Source organism: Pseudomonas sp. Bout1 (assembly GCF_034314165.1).
Classification (GTDB): Bacteria; Pseudomonadota; Gammaproteobacteria; order Pseudomonadales; family Pseudomonadaceae; genus Aquipseudomonas.
Genome location: NZ_JAVIWK010000001.1, coordinates 1,303,384 through 1,322,038, shown reverse-complemented (window position 1 = coordinate 1,322,038; position 18,655 = coordinate 1,303,384). Strand labels below are relative to the sequence as shown.

The window sequence follows — 18,655 nt, the reverse complement described above, 5'->3', positions numbered from 1 at the left end:
TCCAGAACTTCGCAAAGGCCGCCATTCTAGCGATTGCGCAGAAAAACTGCAGTATTCCTCAACGCTTATTCTGATCGCGAGCGTCGGCGGCGTCCCTTAATACCGTAAGGTTTTACCCACTCTATGTGCGCAACGCCATAGACTCGGGCAGTTAGCCAAGACTTAACGAGAGTATCTATAGGGCTTAACCCTTACTAATTAACTCAATTCCACGCTTTTGCCATAAACTACCAAAGTAAATTACATAAATGCGGCCTTAAATGTTTACTTGGGCAAACTGTCTGACTATTATTGGGCCACTATCCCCTTTCACCCCAGCGCCCTACATAAGGTAGTCCTCATGTCCCTGATCAACGAATACCGTGCCACCGAAGAAGCGATCAAAGAGCTGCAAGCCCGTTTGAAGAACCTGTCCCAAGACGACAAACTGCAAACCGAGCTGGAATTCGAAGGCAAATTGCGCACCCTGATGGGTGAGTACTCCAAATCCCTGCGTGACATCATCGCGCTGCTGGATCCAGAGTCGAAAGTTAAGGCACCCCGTGGCGCTGTAAAAACTACCGGCACCAAGCGTGCACGCAAGGTTAAACAATACAAAAACCCGCACAACGGCGAAGTGATTGAAACCAAAGGTGGCAACCACAAGACGCTGAAAGAGTGGAAAGCCAAGTGGGGCGGCGACGTGGTTGAAGGCTGGGCTACCCTGCTGGGTTAAGCTTCGTCAGGACGCTGCGCGATACGCAACGCAATAAAAAACGCCAGCTTGCTGGCGTTTTTTATTGTCTGAATTTTACGAGGGACCGATTACAGCCCCATTCGAGTTGCTAAGGAATCAACATATCCCTGCCACTCATCAAGCACCTGCCGCTGAAACGGTGTAGCACTAACAGCCAATTCAAAATGCGCCTGTTTAAACCCTCCAAGGGTGTTTGGCGCGCCCCATTGCGGGTCGGTCAAACGTTGCTGACAGAAAACTCTCCAGCGCTGTTGCTCCTCGTTATTCAGGGTGTCGGGAAAGTTACGGGCGCGATAGCGAAATAATAATTCCGGCAAACGCTCATCATCAAAAGGCCATTGCTGGCGCGCTAGTTGCTCAGGCTCAGCGACTCTCACTTGTTCACATAAACGTCGATCGCGATCACCGATAAAACCATCGTATAGCTGCTGCTCCGGATCGGCGCTCGACGCAAAATCTTCCTCGGCATAAATCGCCGCTAATTTATCGCGCCATAGTTCCTGTGCGTCGCTTAGCCGCAGGGCACGTGCCGCATACTCATCCATGTCCAGTTGCAGGCGCTCGCGGTCTTGAACACGAAGCACACTTAACGGCGCGACCACCGGGCAGCGATTGATATGCAGCAATTTGAGCGGTACCGGCAACTCACCTTCGGCAAGATCATCGCGCCGGGTGTACAGGCGCCGACGCAAGGTTTCGGCGTCTTCGTCCAGTAAACCCCGGGGGTCGAGCCCCAAGTCACAAACGATCAATGCGTTGCGATTGCGCGGGTGCCACGCCAACGGCAATACCACGCCCAGGTAATGACGCTCGGCAGCAAAGCGGCCGGAGATATGCACCATCGGCTGCAACAGACGCACTTGGTCCATCACCCGTTGTTTGCTGCGCAACTGGAACAGCCAGTCATAGAGCTTGGGTTGTTTCTCACGGACCAGCCGGGCCAGGGCGATGGTGGCGCGCACATCGGACAACGCGTCGTGGGCCTGCCCATGGTCGATGCCATTGGCAGCCGTCAATCGCTCAAGCTTGAGGGTGACGCGTCCGTCTTGTTGCGGCCAGACGATTCCGTCCGGGCGCAAGGCGTAGGCGGTGCGCACCACATCGATCAAGTCCCAGCGACTGTTGCCGCCTTGCCACTCCCGTGCATAGGGGTCAAAAAAGTTGCGATACAAACTGTAGCGCGTCATCTCGTCGTCAAAACGCAAGGTGTTGTAGCCGGCGCCACACGTGCCTGGGGCGGCCAGTTCGGTGTGCACCCGGGTCATGAAGTCGGCTTCGGCCAAGCCCTTTTCCGCCAGCACGCCAGGCGTGATGCCGGTAATCGCGCACGCCGCCGGATGCGGCAGGATATCGTCGCTGGGCTGGCAATAAAGATTGACCGGCGGCCCTACCTCGTTGAGCTCAAGGTCGGTACGAATGCCGGCCACTTGCAGTGGGCGGTCGGTACGCGGGTTGATGCCGGTGGTTTCATAGTCGTACCAGAAAATGGTGGTCACGGGCTATTCCTGTGCTGAAGACCGACAAAGTCTAGGCGCTGGAAGGCACCGGGGGCCAGCGCTGTCTGTACTGTACAAACATTCAGTAAATCGTTGAGTGGTTGCTTCCAGCGTCGACACTGCTAGCATCCGTCTTTCCAACCCAGCCGCTGCCGCCCGTGCGCCAGCTCTGCACTGCCAAGGACCGCGATGCCACCTGCGCCATTGGACACCCGCTACCAGATCGAAACCCCGGAGGGCATCGACCTGCCGCTGCGCCCGGCCGGGTTGCTGGTGCGTTCACTGGCATTTGCCTTAGACCTGGGGTTGCGCGGCCTTATCCTGGGCATCCTGTTCATCGCCCTGGCCTTTCTTGGCAACCTGGGCGTTGGCCTGGGTTCACTGCTGCTGTTTCTCGTCAGTTGGTGGTACATGGTGCTGTTCGAGGTACTCAACCAAGGCTGCTCGCCCGGCAAGCAGATCATGGGCCTGCGGGTGGTGCACGACGACGGCACGCCCATCGGCTGGTCCGCGTCTCTCATCCGCAACCTGCTGCGTTTTGTCGACATGCTGCCCATAGGCTATTTCCTCGGGGCCATCAGTTGCCTGCAACACCCCAACTTCAAGCGCCTGGGCGACCTGGCGGCCGGAACACTGGTGATCTATCGAGAACAAACGCTTTCCCGACCGCAAGTACCGCAAGCCCCGCCGCTGCGCCTGCCGTTCGCCCTTGAGCTGAACGAACAGCGGGCGATTCTCAGCTTCGCCGAACGCCAGGGTGAGTTGTCCACCGAACGGGCCAATGAACTGGCCGCGATCCTGGCCGCGCCCCTGCAAGTCTCCCCTGCCCGCGCCGTGGCAGAACTGAACGGTGTCGCCCGCGGATTGTTGGGGCCAGCATGAAGCAGAGCCTTTTCGAAAGCCGTCACCAACCACAATGGCAAGCCTTTGCCATACAACTGGCACAGCTGGAAAAAGGCAAAGCCAAACACACTGACTTTGCCGACTTCCCCCATCAATACCGGCAGTTGTGCCAACACCTGGCCCTGGCCCAGGAGCGCGGCTACAGCAGCTATCTGGTTGACCCACTGCAACAACTTGCCTTGCGGGGCCACCAACAGCTGTATCGCCACCACAGCCGGTTGGGTGCAAACGTGCTGGGTTTTCTATTGGCCGGCTTCCCCAGGCTGGTTCGCGCGCAATGGCGATTCGTGCTGGCGGCGAGCTTGCTGTTCTTCGGCAGCCTGGTCGGTATCGCGCTGCTGGTGTACCTGTTTCCCGACCTGATCTACAGCATCGTCAGCCCCCGACAAATAGCCGAGATGCAGGGCATGTACGACCCCGATGCCAGCCGCCTGGGCCGGGCAGCCGAACGCGCTTCCAGCGAAGACTGGATGATGTTTGGCTACTACGTCATGCATAACATCGGGATCGCCTTCCAGACCTTTGCCGCCGGCCTGCTGTTTGGCCTGGGCAGCGTGTTTTTCCTGTTCTTCAACGGCCTGATGATTGGCGCCGTCGCCGGGCACCTGACCCAGATCGGCTACGGCCAGACCTTCTGGTCATTCGTGATTGGCCATGGTGCCTTCGAACTCAGCGCTATCGCCCTGGCTGGCGCGGCGGGCCTGCAGTTGGGGTGGGCACTGATTGCGCCGGGGCAACTGACAAGAGGCGAATCCCTGCGCTTGGCCGCGCGTATAAGCGTGCAGATGATTTGTGGTGTGATGGTGTTCCTGCTCATCGCCGCATTCATCGAGGCGTACTGGTCCTCTACCACCGCCGTGGCCCCCTGGATCAAATACCTGGTGGGCGCCGCACTGTGGCTGCTGATGGCCGCCTACCTGCTGTTTGCCGGACGCAACCGCCATGCGCCTGAGTGATGCCAGCGTCGTGATCCGCCCGCGCAATGCCTGGGAAGCCATGGACCTCGGCATCCTGCTGGCCCGCGAACATCGGCGGCTGCTGTGGAGCAGTTGGGCAATCGTGAGCTTGCCGGTCTTCGCCCTGTTCAGTGCGCTGCTGTGGAACCATCCCTCCACCGCGCTGTTGCTGTTCTGGTGGTTGAAGCCAGCATTCGACCGCCTGCCACTGTATATCCTGTCCAAGGCCTTGTTCGGCGAAACCCCCAGCCTCAAGCAGGCCCTGCGCCAATGGCCACGCCTGCTCAAGGGCCAATTGCTGGCCAGCCTGACCTGGCGGCGCTTCAGCTTGAGCCGCAGTTTCTTGATGCCGGTAGTCCAGCTCGAAGGCCTGCAAGGCCAGGCACGCCAACAACGCCTTGGCGTGCTGCAACAGCACAACGCCGGCGCTGCGCGCTGGTTGACGTTGATCGGGGTGCACCTGGAACTGGCCCTGTGGGCCGGGCTGATGGTGGTGTTTTATTTTTTCCTGCCCGAACAGGTCGAGCAAGACTGGGATTGGCAACACCTCGTACTGAGCGCCGGGCAAGACTGGCTATGGCTGGAGCACCTGACCAATGCCTTCTATGCTGTGATCCTGGTGTTCTGGGAGCCTATTTATGTCGCCTGTGGTTTCAGCCTGTACTTGAACCGCCGCACCGTGCTGGAAGCCTGGGACCTGGAGTTGGTATTCCGTCGACTGCGCCAGCGCTTGAGTGGTGTAGCGCCGGCCATGTTGCTATTGATCGGGCTCGTGCTGGTGCCGGCGTTCCCATCGGCATGGGCCGATGAATCGGCTCCTAAAAAGCCCCTGAGTACCCAATCGGCCAATCAGTCGATCAAGACGCTGCTGCAGCAGCCACCGTTCAAGAACCCCGAGACCGTCACCCGTTACCGCTTTGGCGAAGACAAATCGGCGGACAAAAACAAACCGACAGGTGAGGCCAGACTGCCAGCCTGGCTCGAAGCATTGCTGAAAAACCTCGACAGCGATTCGTTCAAGCACATCGCCAAGGGGCTGGAAGTACTGCTATGGGGATTGCTGACCGTTGGCCTGGCGCTGGTGCTCTGGCGTTATCGTGACTGGCTGCATGCGTTTGTCAGCCGACGCAGCCCGCGTAAGGCCAAGCCTGCCAGGCCCGCGCCATCGCAGCTGTTCGGCGTCGAACTTGGCGCAGACACCTTGCCGGAAGACGTCGCAGGCACCGCCGAGCTGCTTTGGGCCACCCAGCCCCGGGAAGCCCTTGGCCTGCTCTACCGTGGCTTGCTCAACCGCCTGCTGCACGACTTCAACCTGCCACTCAAAAATGCCGACACTGAAGCCCAGGTCCGGGAGCGTATTCGTCAACTGCAGCAGCCGTCGTTGCTGGCGTTCAGCGACGAACTCACTCGTCATTGGCAAAATCTTGCCTATGGCCATCGCCTGCCGCCAGCCATGGCGCAACAACAGCTTTGCACTGCCTGGCGAGCGCTGTTTGGCTCGGGTGCCACACCATGAACCGGCCCTCACTGTGGGTCGGGCTGCTGCTGGCCTGTTTGCTCGCCGCCGGCGGCTTTTATGCCTGGCACAAGGCTATTCCCTATCAGGAAGTCGTGGATCGCGGCCCTTCACCGCAAGCGCTGGCCAACCCTTATCTCGCGGCAGAGCATTTTCTGCGCCAGCAAGGCCTGACGGTGCAGCACGCCAACAGCCTGGAACGGCTGGCTGGCCTCTCGCCCAAAGGCAACAGCCTGCTGTTGCTGGGCGAGCGCAGCAATATGAGCCCACGCCAGGTTGACCAGCTGCTGGAGTGGACGAGGGCTGGTGGGCACCTGCTGCTGGTGGCCGAAGCGCTGTGGGATGAAGACACCGGCAAAAGCGCTGACCTGCTGTTGGATCGCGTGCAAATACACCAATTTTTCAGTGACGCATTCGACACGCCAGCACCCGCGCGAAAAAACCAGGCGCCGGACCTGACCAAGCTGTATGTGGACAACGAAACGGCCCCGGCCTATTTCAGCTTCGACACCGACTTCAATCTCATCGACCCCAGGCACTTGGCGCAATTCTCGGCCAACAGCGCCAAGTCGACGCACCTGATGCAGGTCAACCTCGGGCAAGGCCGCGTGACCGTCATTACCGACAGCGACCTGTGGAAAACCCCAGCCATTGGCCTGCACGATAACGCCTGGCTACTGTGGTACCTGAATCAGGGCACCCAGGTCACGTTGCTGTTCAATACCGATGTCGAGGATCTGTTCAGCCTTTTGCTGCGCTACTTCCCCCAGGCCCTGGTGGCGCTTGTCGCCCTGATTGCTCTCGGGTTGTGGCACGCCAGTATGCGCCAGGGCCCGACCCGACAACCGGCCTCCAAGGCTCGCCGGCAACTGCAGGAACACTTGAAAGCCAGCGCCGATTTCCTGCTGCGCCGCAGTGGCCAGAACAGCCTGCTGCAAGCCTTGCAGCGCGACATCCAGCGCACTGCAAGGCGCCGTTATCCCGGGTTCGAACACCTCGACACCGCCGAGCAAGCGCGGGTTCTTGAACGCCTGACCCGCCAACCCACCCTCGTCATCCGCCAGGCCCTCGGCCCACTCCCGGCAAAACGGCTTTCCAGTGCCGATTTCAGTCGCCAGGTGGCCAGCCTGCAAACCCTCAGGAACGCCCTATGAGCGAGTTTCCAGCCGCTGACCCGATCCAGCGCGCCAACCAACAGGCCCAGGCCTTGCGCGTCGAACTGCGCAAGGCCGTCATCGGCCAGGACCAAGTGATTGATGACGTGCTCACCGCGTTGATCGCGGGCGGCCATGTATTGCTCGAAGGCGTTCCAGGCCTGGGCAAGACCTTGCTGGTGCGTGCCCTGGCGCGCTGCTTTGGTGGCGAGTTCGCGCGTATCCAGTTCACACCAGACCTGATGCCCAGTGACATCACCGGCCATGCCGTGTACGACCTGCATACCGAACAGTTCAAGCTGCGCAAGGGGCCGTTGTTTACCAACCTGCTGCTGGCCGACGAGATCAATCGTGCACCGGCGAAAACCCAGGCAGCATTGCTTGAAGCCATGCAGGAACGCCAGGTAACCCTGGAGGGCGAGGCGCTGCCCATCGGCCAACCGTTCATGGTATTGGCCACCCAGAACCCCATCGAGCAGGAAGGCACTTACCCCTTGCCCGAGGCCGAACTGGATCGTTTCATGCTCAAGGTACGCATGGACTACCCCGAGGCGCAGCAGGAACTGGACATGGTGCGCGAAGTCACTCGTTCCTCCAGGGCCGACATGCTCGACGTGCAGCCGCTGCGCACGGTACTGCAAGCCGAGGATGTGCTGCTGTTGCAACAGATCGCCAGTGAACTGGCGCTGGATGAACAGGTACTCGACTACGCCGTTCGCCTGGCCCGTACCACCCGCAGTTGGCCAGGCCTGACCATCGGCGCAGGCCCTCGAGCCTCCATCGCCTTGGTTCGCGGCGCGCGGGCCCGGGCCTTGCTGCGCGGTGGCGAGTTCGTCAACCCGGATGACATCAAAGGCTGCGCCCTGGCGGTGTTGCGCCACCGGGTACGCATTGCCCCGGAACTGGATATTGATGGGCTGGAGGTCGATCAGGTGCTTAAACAACTGCTGGACCAAGTCCCGGCGCCACGTCAATGAAACGCCCATGAGACCGACCCGCCTGCTATTGATCTGGCTCGGCGTGCTGCTGGGTCTGAGCACCCTGATCGGCGCACTGGTGGCGCTGCAGGTCAAGGTGCCAGGCACCCTGCACTCAGTGATATGGGGCCTGCTGCTGGCCCTGTTGCTACTGGCCTTGCTGGACGCCAGCCGCTTGCATCGCCAGCCGTCCCCACGCGTACGACGGCAGATGCCCGGCAGCCTTGCGTTGGGACGCTGGGGGGAGGTGCGGTTAACGCTGGAGCACGACTATTCCCAGCCGTTGATAGTGCGGTTATTCGATCACGTGCCTGACGGCCTGGCAGTGGAGAACCTGCCGCAGTCCATTGAACTGCGACCCGGAGAGCGAAGTGAATTGGGTTACCGGTTAAGGCCCCAAAGGCGCGGGCATTTCAGCTTTACCCAGTGTGAAGTCCACCTTCCCAGCCCACTGGGGCTGTGGTCGGCACGCCGCCTGACAGCCGTCACCGATGCCACGCGGGTCTACCCGGACTTCGCCCGGCTGTATGGCGCGCAACTGCAGGCGGTAGACAACTGGCTCAACCAGCTCGGTGTACGCCAGCGCCAGCGACGTGGATTGGGCCTGGAGTTTCACCAACTGCGGGAGTTTCGCGAGGGCGACAGCCTGCGCCAGATCGACTGGAAAGCCACTGCCCGGCAACGCACGCCGATTGCCCGGGAGTACCAGGACGAGCGCGACCAGCAGATCATGTTCATGCTCGATTGTGGCCGTCGCATGCGCAGCCAGGACGCCGAACTGTCACACTTCGACCACGCTCTCAACGCCTGCCTGCTACTCAGCTATGTTGCCTTGCGCCAGGGTGATGCGGTGGGGCTTTGCACATTTGCCTGCGACGCGCCGCGCTACCTGGCGCCCGTCAAGGGCAGCGGCCAGCTTAACCAGTTGCTGAATGCCGTGTATGACCTGGACACCAGCCGGCGTACCGCAGATTACCAGGCGGCCGCCAGCCAACTGCTGGCCCGGCAGAAACGGCGCTCGCTGGTGATCGTGGTCACCAATTTGCGCGATGAGGATGATGAGGAGTTGCTCAGTGCCGTCAAACGCATCAGCCGCCAGCATCGGGTACTGGTGGCCAGCCTGCGCGAGGATGTCCTGGATCGGTTGCGCCAGGCGCCGGTGCAAACCCTGCCCGAAGCGCTGGCCTATTGCGGCAACGTCGACTACCTCAATGGCCGCGACGATCTCCATGGCCGCTTGAACGCCCACGGCTTGCCGATACTGGATGCGCTGCCTTCGCAATTGGGTGCTGCCCTGGTCACCCGCTACCTGGGCTGGAAGAAAGCCGGCGTGCTCTGAAGCCTGGCGCCTAGGCAGAGGCCTGCAGCGGGTCGAAGCTGAAGTAATCCCATAATGCGCTGATCACCTGGGCATATTCAGCGGGCGCATGCAAAACGCTGAACCCGGAGTCGTAATGCTGCGGGTTGATATCCTCATGACACCACAAGCAGTTAGCCGTGAGGTCAACGGCATGTACCTCGCCTTTGCCTCCCGGGATCTTCAACCGCAATTGGAATTCAACGTCGACCATCATCGGCAATTGACTGATCAGCATCAGCCCTTGCTCGGAAACATTGCCCAAATAGCCAATGGGCTTGTCCGTGAGGCGATTGAATACCTGCAAAAAACAGGGTAATTGATGCCGCTCGATCCGTCGCTCGATAAACATAATAAGATTGCCATCCAATGGCCATCAAAGTGGCCTCTCCAGTGATTCGGAACGCGCCCTCTCAGACCCGCTCTCCCTGAATCTCGGCGCAACAATAGCCAAAGCCTTGTCGCCTATACCTTCCGAACCCAGGCACGCCATTCATTTGAATACAAACTTGTACAAATGCACATTCAAAGAATAGCCCAAGAATGGCAACGAGCCAGCTACTGGACGACAAATAGGATTACAGCGACGCCGGACGCGGTTGAGCGACGCTGGCGCCCGAATAATGTCCCAGTTGCTGCAAGGTATCCAGGCGCGCGCGTGCCCGGAATGCATACTCACTCGCCGGGTATTGGCTGATGATGAACTGATAGGTCTGGGCCGCATCCACGAACAGTTTTTCGCGCTCCAGGCACTGCCCGCGCAACATCGAGACTTCCGGTTGCACGTAGCGCCGAGAGCGACTTTCACGGTCAACCTGGGACAACTCAAGGGTGACCCGCTGGCAATCGCCTACACCGTAGGCGCGGTACGCATTGTTCAAATGATGGTCCATCGACCAACGGGTGCAGCCGACAACACTGACGGCCAGGGCAGCAACGATCACGATTCGCATGGGGGTTCTCCTGTCTTGTGCAGTGTATCGACCCTTCATCGAAAATCTTCAAGGTTGTTCATCTGTTCATGCAGAGTGAAAACAAGCGAATCATCGATAAGTAGTGCAAACGAACAATGACTACAACCAAAGAGCATAGTAGCCTTCCCCAGCGCTTGAACTCAGGAGTCCGTGCATGTCCGTCCGTCGTACCAAAATCGTCGCCACCCTTGGCCCGGCCAGTAACTCGCCGGAAGTCCTCGAACAGCTGATTCTGGCTGGCCTGGACGTTGCCCGTCTGAACTTCTCCCACGGCACCCCGGACGAGCACAAGGCTCGCGCCAAGCTGGTGCGTGACCTGGCCGCCAAGCATGGCCGCTTCGTCGCACTGCTGGGTGACCTGCAAGGCCCGAAAATCCGTATCGCCAAATTCGCCAACAAGCGGATCGAGCTGAAGATCGGTGACCAGTTCACCTTCTCCACCAGCCATCCGCTGACCGAAGGCAACCAGCAAGTCGTGGGTATCGACTACCCGGACCTGGTGAAAGATTGCGGCGTAGGCGACGAACTGCTGCTGGACGACGGTCGCGTGGTCATGCGCGTCGACACCGCGACGCCAACCGAACTCAATTGCACCGTGATCATCGGCGGCCCGCTGTCGGATCACAAAGGCATCAACCGTCGCGGCGGTGGCCTTACCGCTCCGGCCCTGACTGAAAAAGACAAGGCCGACATCAAGCTCGCCGCCGAAATGGAAGTGGACTACCTCGCGGTATCCTTCCCACGCGACGCTGCCGACATGGAATACGCCCGCAAACTGCGCGACGAAGCTGGCGGTACTGCCTGGCTGGTGGCGAAGATCGAACGCGCCGAAGCCGTGGCCAATGACGAAACCCTCGACGGCCTGATCAAGGCTTCCGACGCCGTGATGGTTGCCCGTGGCGACCTGGGTGTGGAAATCGGCGATGCCGAGCTGATCGGTATCCAGAAAAAAATCATCCTGCACGCACGTCGCCACAACAAAGCGGTGATCGTTGCAACGCAGATGATGGAGTCGATGATCCAGAACCCGATGCCGACCCGTGCCGAAGTGTCCGACGTGGCCAACGCCGTGCTCGACTACACCGACGCCGTGATGCTCTCGGCTGAAAGTGCCGCTGGCCCGTACCCGCTGGAAGCCGTGCAGGCCATGGCGCGCATCTGCGTCGGCGCTGAAAAGCACCCGACCAGCAAGACCTCCAGCCACCGTATCGGCAAGGTCTTCGAAAGCTGCGACCAGAGCATCGCGCTCGCCGCCATGTACACCGCCAACCACTTCCCGGGTGTGAAGGCGATCATCGCCTTGACCGAAAGTGGCTACACGCCGTTGATCATGTCGCGCATCCGGTCCTCGATCCCGATCTACGCGTTCTCCCCGCACCGCGAAACCCAGGCCCGTGCGGCCATGTTCCGTGGTGTCTACACCGTACCGTTCGACCCGGCATCGCTGCCGCCTGAGCAAGTCAGCCAGGCTGCGATCGACGAGTTGCTCAAGCGCGGCGTCGTGGAGAAAGGCGACTGGGTCATCCTGACCAAGGGCGACAGCTACCACACCATCGGCGGCACCAACGGCATGAAGATCCTGCACGTTGGCGACCCAATGGTCTGAGTACAGGCTGAAAAACAAAAGCCCCGCCATGTGAATGGTGGGGCTTTTTGCATTTCAGATCGGGATATTCCATTGGCTATCAGGGCCTCATCGCAGGCAAGCCAGCTCCCACAGTTAATCGCGTTTCTTCAACTCAACTCGGTCAACTGTGGGAGCTGGCTTGCCTGCGATGGCGCCCGCTCCCACAACACAGCTTCATCGCCTGGCGATAAAAGCCGACAACGCCGCAATCGCCTCCGGCGACTTCAACCTCTGGGTAAACAACGCCCCCTCCTCCTCGATCACCTTGCGCAATTGCTCGCGATCGACGCTTTTCATCAAATGCTTGCTGACCTGCACCGCGCTCGGCGACAGGGTTTCGAACCGTGCCGCGACTTCCCGCGCCTTGGCCAAGGCGGACTCGCCACTGCCCAACGCTTCAGTGGCAATGCCCCACGCGGCAGCCTGCTCGCCGGTAAAGCCTTCACCCAGCAGCAACAACTCCGCCGCCTTGGCATGCCCCAACAATCGCGGCAGGATCAAGCTGGAACCAAACTCCGGGCACAGCCCCAGGTTGACGAACGGCATGCGCAACCGCGCATCCCGGCTGATGTACACCAAGTCGCAATGCAGTAGCAATGTGGTGCCAATACCCACCGCCACACCCGCCACCGCCGCAATCACCGGCTTGCGGCAATTGAGCAAACTGCGCATGAAATGAAACACCGGGCTGTCGAGGTCAGCGGGCGGTTGTTCAAGGAAGTCGGCAATATCATTACCGGCGGTGAAGCACTCACTGCTGCCCTGGATCAACACGGCATTGACGCTGGTGTCGGCGTCGGCTTGCTCCAGCGCCTCGGCCAGTTGGCTGTACATGGCGCGGGTCAGGGCGTTTTTCTTGTCCGGGCGATTGAGCTGCAGGGTCAGCAACCCGCATTCGCGTTGCTGCAGGATGGCGTCAGTCATGGCAAATCTCGCGGCTGGAAAATTCAGCGCTCAACCACGGGGCAGGAACACATCGGCCAGCAGTTGATTGCGCGGCAGTCCGGCCAGGAACAGGCGCTTGGAAAAGGCCTCGACGCTGGCCGGGTGCCCGCAGAGTAAGGCCAGAGTTTGCCGCGAAACAAGCCGCAGTTGCGCCAAAGCTTCGGTCGACCCGGCCGCCGTCCAAAGCTCGACGGTCAGGTTCGGATGCGCTGCAGCCAGCTGCGCCAACGGCTCGGCCAGATAATGACCGCCAGCGTCATGGGCCAGGTGAATGACCCGGATGGCGCCCTGATGATCCTGGCGCAAGGCCTCGCGCAATACGCCCCACAACGGTCCAAGCCCGGTGCCCGAGGCCAGCAGCCACAGCGGCCGGGATTGCCAGTCGGGGTCGTACTGCAACGCGCCGCCCCGCAGTTCGCCCAGGCGCAGGCTGTCACCGGCCTTGAGCTGGCGGGCGGCATCGCTGAATTCGCCAGGCAGGCGGCAGTCGATGTGAAACTCCAGAAACGGATCTTCCAGGGGCAAGCTGGCCAATGAGTAAGGCCGCGCGATACTCCCCGCCCACAGCACCAGATGCTGTCCCGCCCGGTAACGCAAGCCGCGTTCGGGTTGCAGCCGCAGGCGCAATACGCTCGGGTTCAGCCAATCAACGCTCGAGACTGTCGCCGGCAACCCGTCACGCTGCGGGTCAAATGCCTCGACCTGCACATCACCCGAGACCTGGCACTGGCAGGCCAGGCGCCAGCCGTCCTGGCGTTGTGTCGGGCTCAGGGCATCTGGCTGGTTGTCCTGAATATCACCCCGGCAACGCACCAGACAGGCATGGCAACTACCGGCGCGGCAACTGTAAGGCACGGCAACGCCCGCCAGGTTCAGGGCATCCAGCAGGTTGCTGCCGGCGGCTACCGACCAGTGGCGTTCGCCGACGTGAAGTTCAGGCATCAAGGGTCTCGAATCAAAAAGGCAGCTACAGGGAATCACGCCCGGCAGAGTTTGACCATAGTCGGGTGTATCGGCCACCGTGGCGGGTTATACTGCCGCGCCTTTTTAGCGTCGCGCCAGCACCACACGGCGTGCCTTGGAAAGGTGCCTTCAGCCGACCGATTCACCCTACTGAAGGCACCTTTATTGAATGTTCCCTTATAGAGGAGCGCGACTCATGACCGTGATCAAGCAAGACGACCTGATTCAGAGCGTTGCCGACGCCCTGCAATTCATTTCCTACTACCACCCCGTTGACTTCATCCAGGCGATGCACGAAGCCTACCTGCGCGAAGAATCGCCAGCGGCCCGTGACTCCATGGCCCAGATCCTGATCAACTCGCGCATGTGTGCCACCGGCCACCGCCCGATCTGCCAGGACACCGGGATCGTCACCGTATTCGTACGCGTGGGCATGGACGTGCGCTGGGATGGCGCCACCATGAGCCTGGACGACATGATCAACCAAGGCGTGCGCCAGGCCTACAACCTGCCGGAAAACGTCCTGCGGGCTTCGATCCTCGCCGACCCGGCTGGTGCGCGTAAAAACACCAAGGACAACACCCCGGCCGTGATCCACTACTCCATCGTCCCGGGCAACACCGTGGAAGTGGACGTGGCCGCCAAAGGCGGTGGCTCCGAGAACAAGTCGAAAATGGCCATGCTCAACCCGTCCGACTCGATCGTCGACTGGGTGCTCAAGACCGTTCCGACCATGGGCGCCGGCTGGTGCCCACCGGGCATGCTGGGCATCGGCATCGGCGGCACCGCCGAGAAAGCTGCGGTGATGGCCAAGGAAGTGTTGATGGAATCCATCGACATCCACGAGCTGAAAAAGCGCGGCCCGTCCAACCGTATCGAAGAGATGCGCCTGGAGCTGTTCGAGAAGGTCAACCAGCTGGGCATCGGCGCCCAGGGCCTGGGTGGCCTGACCACCGTGCTCGACGTAAAAATCATGGATTATCCGACCCACGCCGCCTCGCTGCCGGTGTGCATGATCCCCAACTGCGCCGCCACCCGTCACGCGCACTTCGTGCTCGACGGCTCGGGCCCGGCATCGCTGGAAGCGCCACCGCTGGACGCCTACCCGGAAATCGTCTGGGAAGCCGGCCCGTCGGCCCGTCGCGTCAACCTCGACACCCTGACCCCGGAAGACGTGCAAAGCTGGAAGCCAGGCGAAACCGTGTTGCTCAACGGCAAGATGCTCACCGGCCGCGACGCCGCGCACAAGCGCATGGTCGAGATGCTGAACAAGGGTGAAACCCTGCCGGTGGACCTCAAGGGTCGCTTCATCTACTACGTGGGCCCGGTTGATCCGGTGCGCGAAGAAGTGGTTGGCCCAGCCGGCCCGACCACTGCCACGCGGATGGACAAGTTCACCCGCCAGATCCTCGAGCAAACCGGCCTGTTGGGCATGATCGGCAAATCCGAGCGCGGCCCCACCGCGATCGAAGCGATCAAGGACCACAAGGCTGTTTACTTGATGGCAGTAGGCGGCGCGGCGTACCTGGTGGCCCAGGCCATCAAGAAATCCCGCGTGGTGGCGTTTGCCGAGCTGGGTATGGAAGCGATCTACGAGTTCGACGTGAAAGACATGCCGGTCACCGTTGCGGTGGATAGCAAGGGCGAGTCGGTACACATCACAGGTCCTGCCATCTGGCAGAAAAGGATCAGTGAGAGCCTGGCGGTAGAAGTGCAGTAAGCATTTCCCCGCAAGGATAAAGGCGACCTGTAAGGTCGCCTTTTTTGTGCTGGACACCTCTCAATGTGGCGAGGGAGCTTGCTCCCGCTGGGGTGTGCAGCGCTCCCATTTTTTTTGGGGCCGCTACGCGCCCCAGCGGGAGCAAGCTCCCTCGCCACCATGCTATGGTGCTCGCCCCTAATTGCACTGTTCATCTTCGTATGATCGCGATTCCCCGCCCGTTGCGTTTGACCTTCTACTCCCTGCTGATTATTGCCGGCGCGGTGCTGGCTGCCGCCCTGGCCACCCGGCATGCCGAACGCCTGGCCCTGGTGGATGACGCCGCACGCGCCAATCAGCAACTCATGCTCTACGGCAACTCCCTGCACACCCTGATCGAACGTTACCGCGCCCTGCCCGCCGTGCTGGCCCTGGACTCGGAAATGATCAACGCACTCAAAGGCCCGCTGGACGCTGCCACCCAGGATTTGCTCAACCGCAAACTGGAGCGCATCAACGGTGCCGCACAATCTTCCACACTGGAATTGATGGACCGCAACGGCCTGGCCGTGGCCGCCAGCAACTGGAACCTGCCCAGCAGTTATGTGGGGCACAACTACGCGTTTCGCCCCTATTTCAGCCAGACACTGAGCCAGGGCACCGGGCGTTTTTATGCGGTGGGCGTGACCACCGGTATTCCGGGGTATTTCCTCTCCAGCGCGGTAGTGGGCGAGAACGAACAGTTCCTCGGCGCCATGGTGGTCAAGCTGGAATTCCCGGAGCTGGAGCGCGAATGGGCCCAGGGCAATGACCTGCTGCTGGTCAGCGATGCGCGAGGCATTGTCTTCATCGCCAACCAGCCGGGCTGGCGCTACCGCGCCCTGCGCCCGTTGTCCGACAGTGACCACGCCGAACTCAAGGCCACTCGCCAATACGACAAGAAACAACTGCTGCCGCTGGACGCTGAAGCCCTGCAGCGCTTTGACGACAACAGCCACCTGATGCGCGTTGACGGCCCCGACGGCAAGGCCAACTACATTTGGGAATCGCTGCCGCTGAAGGCCGAAGGCTGGACCTTGCACCTGTTGCGCAAGCCCCAGGTTGCCTTTGAAGACCAACGCAATGCCGGCCTCGCCGCCGCTGGTTCGTGGTTGGCGCTGGTGTTTTTGGTGCTGTTCCTGACTCAGCGCTGGCGCCTGGCCCGCCTGCGCCAGCGCAGCCGTGAAGAACTCGAACAACTGGTGGAAGAACGCACCCGTGCCCTGCGCACCGCCCAGGATGGCTTGGTACAGTCTGCCAAGCTGGCGGCACTGGGGCAGATGTCTGCCGCCCTCGCCCACGAAATCAACCAACCGCTGACCGCCCAACGCATGCAATTGGCAACCCTGCGCCTGCTGCTGGATCACGGCCGGGTGGACGATGCCTACAAAGCCCTGACGCCGCTGGACGACATGCTCACGCGCATGGCCGCCCTCACCGGCCACCTCAAGACCTTCGCCCGCAAAAGCCCCAGCGGCCTGCGCGAACGCCTCGACCTGGCGACGGTGGTGGACCAGTCCCTGCACCTGCTGGACGCACGCCTGCGGGACGAAGCCATCGGCACCGTCCTCGATTTGACCCGCCCAGCGTGGGTACGCGGTGACGCGATCCGCCTGGAACAAGTGCTGATCAACCTGCTGCGCAACGCCCTCGATGCCATGGCCGACAAGCCTCGCAAACGCCTGGAAATCCGCCTGCACGCCGATCAACAACTGTGGTGCCTGACGGTCAGCGACAGCGGTGGAGGGATCGCCGACGAAAACCTCAACAGCGTATTCGACCCGTTCTTCACCACCAAACCGGTGGGTGACGGGCTCGGCCTGGGGCTCGCCGTGTCGTACGCTATCGTGCATGAACTGGGCGGCCGCCTGAGCGCCGGCAATCAAGGCGACGGGGCGATCTTTACCCTGACCTTGCCCATCGCCCTGGAGACACCAGACCTATGTTGAACGCGGTGATTGTGGTCGATGACGAAGCCAGCATTCGTACGGCTGTCGAGCAGTGGCTGAACCTCTCAGGCTTTGAGGTGCAGTTGTTCAGCCGGGCCGAGGAATGCCTGGCGCAATTGCCCAGGGACTTTCCCGGGGTGATCCTGAGTGACGTACGCATGCCCGGCCTCAGCGGCCTGGAGTTGCTTGCCGAAGTGCAGCGGCGCGACGCCGACCTGCCGGTGATTTTGCTCACCGGCCACGGCGATGTGCCGATGGCTGTCGAAGCCATGCGTGATGGCGCCTACGACTTCCTCGAAAAACCCTTCAGCCCCGAAGCCCTGCTCACCAGCCTGCGCCGGGCGCTGGACAAGCGCAGGCTGGTGTTGGAAAACCGCCGCCTGCATCAACAGGCTGATCACCGGGCTCAACTGGAATCGAGCCTGTTGGGGGTGTCCCGTGGATTGCAGAATCTACGCAAGCAAGTACTGGACCTGGCGGGCCTGCCGGTCAACGTGCTGATTCGCGGCGAAACCGGCAGTGGCAAGGAATTGGTCGCCCGTTGCCTGCATGATTTTGGCCCTCGGGCGAAGAAGCCGTTTGTGGCGCTGAACTGCGCGGCGATTCCCGAGCAGCTGTTTGAAGCTGAGTTGTTCGGCCATGAAAGTGGCGCGTTTACCGGCGCCCAGGGCAAGCGCATCGGCAAGCTGGAGTATGCCGACGGTGGCACGCTGTTTCTCGATGAAATCGAAAGCATGCCCCTTGCCCAGCAAGTGAAGTTGCTGCGGGTGTTGCAGGAGCAAAAGCTGGAACGGCTGGGCTCCAATCAAAGCATCAAGGTGGACTTGCGGATCATCGCCGCCACCAAGCCCGACCTGCTGGACGAAGCCCGGGCTGGGCGTTTTCGCGAGGATCTGGCCTACCGCCTGACCGTCGCGCAACTGCGCCTGCCACCGCTGCGCGAACGCCGGGAAGACATTCCGCTGCTGTTCGAGCACTTTGCACAAAGTGCCGCCGAGCGCCTGGGCCGCGCCTTCGCGCCGTTGAGCGGGCCCGCGCTGGGGCGCCTGCTCAACCATGACTGGCCGGGCAATGTGCGGGAGCTGGCCAACGTCGCCGAACGCCAGGTGCTGGGGCTGGCTGAACCGGAGCCGGAAGGCATCGAAGCCGGGCAATCGTTGGCCGCGCAGCAAGAAGCATTTGAAGCCCATTGCCTGAAAGCCGCGCTGACCCGGCACAAAGGCGATATCAAGGCGGTGCTGGCCGAGTTGCAACTGCCCCGGCGCACCTTCAATGAAAAAATGCAGCGCCATGGTCTGGCGCGGGACACGTTCCTCTAAACCGGTTCTTGTATCGCCTGGTAGGGCGCCATCGCAGGCAAGCCA

Annotated in this window: 16 protein-coding genes; 11 read left to right on the top strand and 5 right to left on the bottom strand. The window is 61.2% G+C overall.

Features of this window, described 5'->3' with window-relative positions; genetic code table 11:
• Positions 1–340 precede the first annotated feature (340 nt).
• The gene (mvaT, locus tag RGV33_RS05930; protein WP_005790963.1) at positions 341–715 is read left to right on the top strand and encodes a histone-like nucleoid-structuring protein MvaT; all 375 of its coding nucleotides are present in this window, start codon (positions 341–343) and stop codon (positions 713–715) included.
• 89 nt (positions 716–804) lie between these two features.
• Here mvaT and sbcB read toward each other — a convergent pair whose 3' ends face one another.
• Entirely contained in the window at positions 805–2,232 is a 1,428-nt protein-coding gene (gene sbcB, locus RGV33_RS05925) for an exodeoxyribonuclease I (protein WP_322143478.1), read from the bottom strand.
• A gap of 189 nt (positions 2,233–2,421) precedes the next feature.
• On the opposite strand from sbcB, the gene RGV33_RS05920 reads away from it, so the two are divergent.
• Genes RGV33_RS05920 through RGV33_RS05895 form a run of 6 tightly spaced genes read left to right on the top strand, consistent with a single transcriptional unit; the run spans position 2,422 to position 9,077 of the window.
• Positions 2,422–3,114, top strand: a complete 693-nt coding sequence (locus RGV33_RS05920; protein WP_322143477.1) for an RDD family protein — start codon at positions 2,422–2,424, stop codon at positions 3,112–3,114.
• Positions 3,111–4,091 (top strand): stage II sporulation protein M, encoded by a 981-nt coding sequence (locus RGV33_RS05915; protein WP_322143476.1) that lies wholly within the window; start codon positions 3,111–3,113, stop codon positions 4,089–4,091. The genes RGV33_RS05920 and RGV33_RS05915 overlap by 4 nt, the downstream gene beginning before the upstream one ends.
• Positions 4,078–5,607: a DUF4129 domain-containing protein gene (locus RGV33_RS05910; RefSeq protein ID WP_322143475.1), complete on the top strand. Its 1,530-nt coding sequence runs from the start codon at positions 4,078–4,080 to the stop codon at positions 5,605–5,607. The genes RGV33_RS05915 and RGV33_RS05910 overlap by 14 nt, the downstream gene beginning before the upstream one ends.
• Positions 5,604–6,761, top strand: a complete 1,158-nt coding sequence (locus RGV33_RS05905) for a DUF4350 domain-containing protein (RefSeq protein ID WP_322143474.1) — start codon at positions 5,604–5,606, stop codon at positions 6,759–6,761. Before RGV33_RS05910 ends, RGV33_RS05905 begins: the two co-directional genes overlap by 4 nt.
• Positions 6,758–7,738: a MoxR family ATPase gene (locus tag RGV33_RS05900; protein ID WP_322143473.1), complete on the top strand. Its 981-nt coding sequence runs from the start codon at positions 6,758–6,760 to the stop codon at positions 7,736–7,738. Before RGV33_RS05905 ends, RGV33_RS05900 begins: the two co-directional genes overlap by 4 nt.
• Before the next feature lie 7 nt (positions 7,739–7,745).
• Positions 7,746–9,077, top strand: coding sequence for a DUF58 domain-containing protein (locus RGV33_RS05895; protein WP_322143472.1), 1,332 nt, complete (start codon positions 7,746–7,748; stop codon positions 9,075–9,077).
• A gap of 10 nt (positions 9,078–9,087) precedes the next feature.
• On the opposite strand, the gene RGV33_RS05890 is transcribed toward RGV33_RS05895, so the two are convergent.
• Positions 9,088–9,447, bottom strand: coding sequence for a PilZ domain-containing protein (locus tag RGV33_RS05890; RefSeq protein WP_322143471.1), 360 nt, complete (start codon positions 9,445–9,447; stop codon positions 9,088–9,090).
• A 226-nt stretch (positions 9,448–9,673) separates the two neighbouring features.
• Complete coding sequence (locus RGV33_RS05885; protein WP_322143470.1) at positions 9,674–10,048, bottom strand: tetratricopeptide repeat protein; 375 nt, start codon at positions 10,046–10,048, stop codon at positions 9,674–9,676.
• A gap of 175 nt (positions 10,049–10,223) precedes the next feature.
• On the opposite strand from RGV33_RS05885, the gene pyk reads away from it, so the two are divergent.
• Positions 10,224–11,675: a pyruvate kinase gene (gene pyk, locus RGV33_RS05880; protein ID WP_322143469.1), complete on the top strand. Its 1,452-nt coding sequence runs from the start codon at positions 10,224–10,226 to the stop codon at positions 11,673–11,675.
• 195 nt (positions 11,676–11,870) lie between these two features.
• Here the strand turns inward: pyk and RGV33_RS05875 are convergent, their stop codons facing one another.
• Both RGV33_RS05875 and RGV33_RS05870 read right to left on the bottom strand, forming a co-directional pair.
• Positions 11,871–12,620 (bottom strand): enoyl-CoA hydratase-related protein, encoded by a 750-nt coding sequence (locus RGV33_RS05875; RefSeq protein ID WP_322143468.1) that lies wholly within the window; start codon positions 12,618–12,620, stop codon positions 11,871–11,873.
• 30 nt (positions 12,621–12,650) lie between these two features.
• A complete protein-coding gene (locus RGV33_RS05870) occupies positions 12,651–13,583 on the bottom strand; it encodes an iron-sulfur-binding ferredoxin reductase (protein WP_322143467.1) in 933 nt (310 codons plus the stop codon).
• Positions 13,584–13,800: 217 nt separating this feature from the next.
• On the opposite strand from RGV33_RS05870, the gene RGV33_RS05865 reads away from it, so the two are divergent.
• The 3 genes from RGV33_RS05865 (at position 13,801) to RGV33_RS05855 (ending at position 18,610) form a co-directional block, all read left to right on the top strand.
• Positions 13,801–15,324 (top strand): fumarate hydratase, encoded by a 1,524-nt coding sequence (locus tag RGV33_RS05865; protein ID WP_167664434.1) that lies wholly within the window; start codon positions 13,801–13,803, stop codon positions 15,322–15,324.
• Positions 15,325–15,524: 200 nt separating this feature from the next.
• The gene (locus RGV33_RS05860) at positions 15,525–17,291 is read left to right on the top strand and encodes an ATP-binding protein (RefSeq protein ID WP_322143466.1); all 1,767 of its coding nucleotides are present in this window, start codon (positions 15,525–15,527) and stop codon (positions 17,289–17,291) included.
• On the top strand, positions 17,285–18,610 hold the full coding sequence (locus tag RGV33_RS05855) for a sigma-54 dependent transcriptional regulator (protein ID WP_322143465.1): 1,326 nt from the start codon (positions 17,285–17,287) through the stop codon (positions 18,608–18,610). Before RGV33_RS05860 ends, RGV33_RS05855 begins: the two co-directional genes overlap by 7 nt.
• Positions 18,611–18,655: the final 45 nt, after the last annotated feature.

Excerpts from the sequence above, each read along its gene's own strand:
- RGV33_RS05895 (WP_322143472.1), top strand. The coding sequence starts at position 7,746 with ATGAGACCGACCCGCCTGCTATTGATCTGGCTCGGCGTGCTGCTGGGT.
- RGV33_RS05875 (WP_322143468.1), bottom strand. The coding sequence starts at position 12,620 with ATGACTGACGCCATCCTGCAGCAACGCGAATGCGGGTTGCTGACCCTG.
- RGV33_RS05910 (WP_322143475.1), top strand. The coding sequence starts at position 4,078 with ATGCGCCTGAGTGATGCCAGCGTCGTGATCCGCCCGCGCAATGCCTGG.
- RGV33_RS05855 (WP_322143465.1), top strand. The coding sequence starts at position 17,285 with ATGTTGAACGCGGTGATTGTGGTCGATGACGAAGCCAGCATTCGTACG.
- RGV33_RS05870 (WP_322143467.1), bottom strand. The coding sequence starts at position 13,583 with ATGCCTGAACTTCACGTCGGCGAACGCCACTGGTCGGTAGCCGCCGGC.
- RGV33_RS05920 (WP_322143477.1), top strand. The coding sequence starts at position 2,422 with ATGCCACCTGCGCCATTGGACACCCGCTACCAGATCGAAACCCCGGAG.
- pyk (WP_322143469.1), top strand. The coding sequence starts at position 10,224 with ATGTCCGTCCGTCGTACCAAAATCGTCGCCACCCTTGGCCCGGCCAGT.
- RGV33_RS05915 (WP_322143476.1), top strand. The coding sequence starts at position 3,111 with ATGAAGCAGAGCCTTTTCGAAAGCCGTCACCAACCACAATGGCAAGCC.
- RGV33_RS05885 (WP_322143470.1), bottom strand. The coding sequence starts at position 10,048 with ATGCGAATCGTGATCGTTGCTGCCCTGGCCGTCAGTGTTGTCGGCTGC.
- RGV33_RS05860 (WP_322143466.1), top strand. The coding sequence starts at position 15,525 with ATGATCGCGATTCCCCGCCCGTTGCGTTTGACCTTCTACTCCCTGCTG.
- RGV33_RS05905 (WP_322143474.1), top strand. The coding sequence starts at position 5,604 with ATGAACCGGCCCTCACTGTGGGTCGGGCTGCTGCTGGCCTGTTTGCTC.
- RGV33_RS05865 (WP_167664434.1), top strand. The coding sequence starts at position 13,801 with ATGACCGTGATCAAGCAAGACGACCTGATTCAGAGCGTTGCCGACGCC.
- RGV33_RS05890 (WP_322143471.1), bottom strand. The coding sequence starts at position 9,447 with ATGTTTATCGAGCGACGGATCGAGCGGCATCAATTACCCTGTTTTTTG.
- RGV33_RS05900 (WP_322143473.1), top strand. The coding sequence starts at position 6,758 with ATGAGCGAGTTTCCAGCCGCTGACCCGATCCAGCGCGCCAACCAACAG.
- mvaT (WP_005790963.1), top strand. The coding sequence starts at position 341 with ATGTCCCTGATCAACGAATACCGTGCCACCGAAGAAGCGATCAAAGAG.